The 5434-nt window shown below is 31.5% G+C and carries 6 protein-coding genes; 2 read left to right on the top strand and 4 right to left on the bottom strand.

Translation table 11 applies throughout. From position 1 onward, the window contains the following. On the top strand, positions 1 to 807 hold an 807-nt coding region (locus JG780_RS10470), incomplete at its 5' end, for a M16 family metallopeptidase (protein ID WP_287570588.1). Positions 808 to 903: 96 nt separating this feature from the next. On the opposite strand, the gene glmS is transcribed toward JG780_RS10470, so the two are convergent. Genes glmS through JG780_RS10490 form a run of 4 tightly spaced genes read right to left on the bottom strand, consistent with a single transcriptional unit; the run spans position 904 to position 4442 of the window. Continuing rightward, positions 904 to 2709, bottom strand: coding sequence for a glutamine--fructose-6-phosphate transaminase (isomerizing) (gene glmS / locus JG780_RS10475; RefSeq protein WP_287570590.1), 1806 nt, complete (start codon positions 2707 to 2709; stop codon positions 904 to 906). Next, positions 2697 to 3680 carry a phosphate acyltransferase PlsX gene (gene plsX, locus JG780_RS10480; RefSeq protein WP_114702980.1) on the bottom strand — a complete coding sequence of 328 codons (984 nt, stop codon included), beginning with the start codon at positions 3678 to 3680 and terminating at the stop codon, positions 2697 to 2699. Before plsX ends, glmS begins: the two co-directional genes overlap by 13 nt. Before the next feature lie 2 nt (positions 3681 to 3682). Further along, the gene (gene rpmF / locus JG780_RS10485) at positions 3683 to 3865 is read right to left on the bottom strand and encodes a 50S ribosomal protein L32 (protein ID WP_004100388.1); all 183 of its coding nucleotides are present in this window, start codon (positions 3863 to 3865) and stop codon (positions 3683 to 3685) included. 25 nt (positions 3866 to 3890) lie between these two features. Beyond that, positions 3891 to 4442, bottom strand: coding sequence for a YceD family protein (locus JG780_RS10490; protein ID WP_004100385.1), 552 nt, complete (start codon positions 4440 to 4442; stop codon positions 3891 to 3893). 54 nt (positions 4443 to 4496) lie between these two features. Here JG780_RS10490 and JG780_RS10495 point away from each other — a divergent pair. Next, positions 4497 to 5434, top strand: a 938-nt coding sequence (locus JG780_RS10495) for a lytic transglycosylase domain-containing protein (RefSeq protein WP_287570593.1), incomplete at its 3' end; no start/stop codon positions are given.

A 5434-nucleotide genomic window follows, 5' to 3' on the forward strand; every position in this document is an offset into this window, starting at 1 on the left:
TTTTATTATAAAACAATTAGCCCTAACCGAATTATAATCTCAATAGCTGGAAATTTTGAAATCGATAATGTAAAAGAATTAATAAGAAAATACTTTGCAAAATGGGAAAATACCGCATCTTCAAAACCATTGTTTGTATATGATTCTTCTTTAAAAACTACTTCAAAAATTGTAATTGTTGATAGACAAGACTCTACCCAGGCAAAAATAAAAATGGGATACAGATTTCCAAACTTTGAATTCTTTAAAGATAAACTCTACGATAGAGTTGCATTTTTAATGGCAAACAGAATTTATGGTAGTGGTGCATTTAAATCTAGATTGATGAAAGTGTTAAGAACTGAAAAAGGCTATGTCTATGGAATTAACTCAAGCTTTTCCACCGGAAGTTACTTAGGAAATTTCTATGTAACAACCACTGTACGATATGACGCATTAGCAGATTTAATAAAAGATGTTAAGAAAATTATGGAAGATATAAAATATTATAAAGAACCATTAACTTCCGAAGAATTATTCAATGAAGTTAATCTTTATAACGCATTATTCCCAAATGCTTATAAGGACAAAATCACTGTTCTTGATAGTGTTGCATTTGATGTAGAAATCAGAAAAATCAATGAAAATTACATAAATGAATTTATAAAAATGTATAACTCCCTCAGTGCTGAAGATGTTCAAAAGGCATTCTCGAGATTTACATATCCAAATAACTTTGTAACTATCATAGTTGGAAATAAAGAAAAAATTATAGAAAATCTAGAAAATAACGGTATTAAAGATTATGAAGTTATAGAAAACAAATAACAAAAACAAGCCCCCCGATAGTAGAACTATTGGGGGGCTTTGATTTAAAAATAAAAAACAATTCCTCATATATTTGCTACCTGTTACTTTTCATGCTTACTCAACTGTAACGCTCTTTGCAAGATTTCTTGGTTTGTCAGGATCATAACCTCTCATATCAGCAATTAAATATGCAAAAAGCTGTATAACAGGAGAAATAGTAAGAGGATACATGTCTTCCGGACTATCTGGAACATAAATTATGTCATCGGAAATACCTTCCAAATCCTTATTTGATTCATTAGTTACAGAAATTATTCTTGACTTTCTTGCCTTTGACTCTTCAATATTACTTTTTGTTTTTTCAAACAATCTATCCTTTGGTGCAATAGCAAAAACAGGAAAAGTTGGATCAAGCAAAGCAATTGGGCCATGCTTTAACTCACCGGCTGGATATGCAGTGGCATTAATATAACTAATTTCTTTCAATTTTAAAGCGCCCTCTAAAGCAGATGGATAATTGATTCCGCGACCTATGTACATAAAATGATGGTAATTTTTGTAATATGCTGCATATTCTTCTAAGTTTATATCGTTCAACAATTTTCTGAAAATTTCTGGTGCTTTTTTCAAAAATTCGAAATCTTTTTCAAGTTCATCATTCCACATATTTTGTTCTTTTAAAATATACATTCCAAGAATGTATAAAACAACAAGTTGATTCACATAAGTTTTAGTAGCAGCAACACCAATTTCTGGACCAGCATTCATCAAAATTGTAACATCACTTTCTCGGGTAATGGTAGAACCTACTACATTAGAAATTGCAACCACTCTTGCTCCTTTTGATTTTACAAGTCTAACAGATTCAAGAGTATCTGCAGTTTCACCAGATTGAGAAATTGCAATTACCAACGTTTTATCATCTATATGTATGTTTCTATATCTAAATTCTGATGCTACATCAACTTCTACATCAATATTTGAATGCTTCTCTAAGAAATATTTGAAAACAAGCCCAGCATGATAACTTGTTCCACAAGCAACAAGTTTTATTTTTTCAACTTTTTCTAAATTAAACTCTTTTAATTCCGTAAGTATTGGGCCTTCATTAGTAATTCTACCTACAAATGCACTTTCTATTGCTTCGGGTTCTTCATTTATTTCTTTTAACATGAAATGCTTGTATCCACCTTTTTCCGCAGAAGCTTCGTCCCAATCAATATGATAAACTTTTCTTAGAACAATATTTCCATTTACATCTGTAATTTTATACTCTCCATTTTTTAACAGTGCAACATCCCCATCTTCTAAAAAAACTACGTCTTTTGTATATTTTATAATTGGTGTAACATCTGAAGCTAAAATAACTTTATTTTCTGCCCTGCCCAATACTAGAGGGCTTCCTTTTCTTGCTGCAACTAAAGTATCCTTCATGTCAGAATGCATAACAACTATAGCATATGCACCTTTAAGCATTTTCACAGATTTTAAGACTGCTTTATAGAGATCCCCTTCAAAATTTTCTTCAATCAAATGTGCAATAACTTCCGTATCAGTCTCTGATTTGAATTTATGTCCCTTTCTCTTTAACTCTTCTTTTATCTCTGCATAATTTTCTATTATTCCATTATGAACAATTGCAATTTTTCCAGTACAATCCGTATGAGGATGAGCATTTTCATCAGTAGGCGCTCCATGTGTTGCCCATCTAGTATGAGCAATACCAACTGAAGTGTTAAAATTTGTAATTTGATCTCTTAAATTTGATATTTTTCCGGTAGCCTTTTGAATAACAATACTTCCATCTTTATAAAAAGCTATTCCTGCAGAGTCATAACCTCTATATTCTAACTTTTGCAAATCATCAACAAGTTCTTTTATACTAAATTCCGTTCCAATTATTCCTACTATTCCGCACATTTTAAAAGTGCCTCCTTAATTTTCAAAGGAAGTTTTTCCTCTACTCCTTTTTTTGCAACCTTTAACGCGTTAAATATAGCAGTCCTATTTGAATTACCATGGGCCTTTACTACTACTCCCTCTACACCAATAAAGAATGTTCCTCCATATTTTTTTGGATCAAGTTTATTTTTCAAAGAACTAAATACAGGTTTCATTAAAAGAGCACCCAAGGCAGATATTATATTCTTTTTTACTTCAGACTTTATAAGTTCTGTAATCATTTTTGCAGCACCTTCCATGGTTTTCATAGCTATATTTCCATGAAAACCGTCTGCAACAACAACGTCTACTTTCCCTGCATTTAAATCGTTCCCTTCAACATTCCCAACAAATTGATTACCAAATCTTTCTTTTAAAATCTGGAATGCTTCTTTTTCTTTTTGCGTTCCTTTATTTTCTTCCGTTCCAACATTCAAAAGCCCAATAGTAGGATTATCTTTTCCAAGCAACTTTGCATATTCAACCCCCATAATGGCAAACTGGAGAAGGTTAGAAGGTTTTACATCTATATTTGCTCCTGCGTCAGCTAAAACACAAAAATCATTCTTAGTCGGAATTGGTACTGCAAGGGTAGGCCTTTCAATTCCTTTAATTCTTCCTACTACAAAAGTTGCGCACGCCAAAAGTGCACCAGTATTCCCAGCACTAACAACTGCATCAACTTTCTTTTCTCTAGCAAGTTGACAGCTAACATACATTGTGCTTTTTCTTCGCCTAACCGCTTCTGTGGGTTTTACATCCATTGGCAAAAAATCGTCGGTTACTACCTTTACACAATTTTTTGGTAGTTGCACATCTTTAAAATTTTCTTCAATTCCTACAAGATAAAGTTCCACATCTTCATTTTCTTTTGCAAAGGAAAGAGCGCCAGCTAAAATTTCCGCTGGCGCATAATCTCCTCCCATTAAATCAATCGCTATTTTTTTCATAATTATTCTGCAACTTCAAATACTTGTTTTTTACCGTAATGTCCACAATTTAAACAAACTCTGTGAGGAAGTTTTGGTGCACCACAATTTGGACATACGGAAACAGGAACTGAAAATGCTCTGTATATTTTTGCCCTCTTGTGATGTGTTCTGCTTCTTGACCTTTTTTGCTTAGGTACTGCCATATAAATCCCTCCCTTTTAATTTATATCAATTCTTATTTTGCATTTCTTCTTTTAGTTTTAAAAGCTTTTCAAATCTTGGATCTATATTAAATACTTCCATTTCTTTGCAAACATGATCTGGATTTTCATTCAAATTCTCACCACAGAAAGGGCATAACCCTTTACAATCTTCTTTGCAAACAAAAACATCAGGAGCACTAACAACAAGTGCTTCAAGTATTCTTTCCTCAAGATCTATTTCTTCTCCTTTGTAGTATATCACATTTTTCAAATTTTCTATTTCAGAATTTTTAAAATTTGGTTCATTTTTTAAGTCATACACAGCCTCTATCGTTCCTTCCAAAGGCATTACAGTCATTTCAAGACATCTATCACATGGTCTTTCAACTTTCCCGGAAACATATCCTCCAACTACAATTGTATCATCTGTAAAAACTATAGAAATTTTTACTTTAAATCTTTTATCAATTACTTTATACGTTCCTGTGTGTAATTCAATGTATTCACTTTCATAATAGTCCTCAATCTTAACATTTTTTTTAGCAATTATATCCTTTATTTTTATTTTCCATTTCATTTAATTCACCTCATCTTTTCATTTTTATGGTATTATATAATGGGAGGGAAGTGTATGAAGAAAATATTTTTTCTGGTCATTTTATTTATCTCAACAATAACTTTATCTTTTTTATTTGATCCTTTAAATTATATAACAAAATCCAACGTTGGTCTACAATTACAATTTTATAACAAAGGTGGTAAAATTTCCATATATAATCCCTTTGTTTACAAAATTGTTTCATTTGATAACTTTACTGAAACCATGAGATTCCCTGAAATAGTAAAAGGACTTGCATATATTGAGTCTGGTTTTAATATACATGCACTTTCTAACGTAGGTGCAATGGGAGTAGCTCAATTCAAAGCTGATGCAGCTATTGATTATGGAGTATTCAACGCATGGAATCCTCAGCAAGCACTCCTGGGTGCAGATAGAATGATAAGATACTATTATCAAAAATACAACGATATCTATAAAGTATTGGCTATATATAACATAGGTGAGACAAATTACAAAAAGGGAAAATATATAGAACAAGGCAATGCATATGCAAACAAAGTAATTTCTGCTTCAAGAACGGTAAGTAGAAAGTCTTATTTATACGACCGATACGTTTTATATTTACAAGGAACACTCACAGAAAATTCCAGTCAAACATATACTGCTTTTTCTTTTGGGGGCATTTTTGATTATTTAGGAATAGTATATTTTGATATTTCTTCTACTTTCCATTTTAGAGAAGGCTATTTTCCAATTGAACTAGGAACAAAATCTTACATTAGAATAAACCACTTTGCCTCTTTTGTAATTGGATACAATTTAGGGTATAATTTAAATTATGAAAATGAAATATCAATCGGTCCAATAATTGGATATTCTCATTTTAGACCTATAGGCGAAAGCTATGAAATATACTACGATTTTTCAAAAGGGTTTAGTTTAAATAACTTTTTTATCTCTATAGGATATGGAAATAAATACTGGAGGATAAACTTTGGATTTGAACC

The sequence above is a fragment of the Thermosipho sp. (in: thermotogales) genome, from assembly GCF_020054775.1.
Lineage (GTDB): Bacteria > Thermotogota > Thermotogae > Thermotogales > Fervidobacteriaceae > Thermosipho > Thermosipho africanus.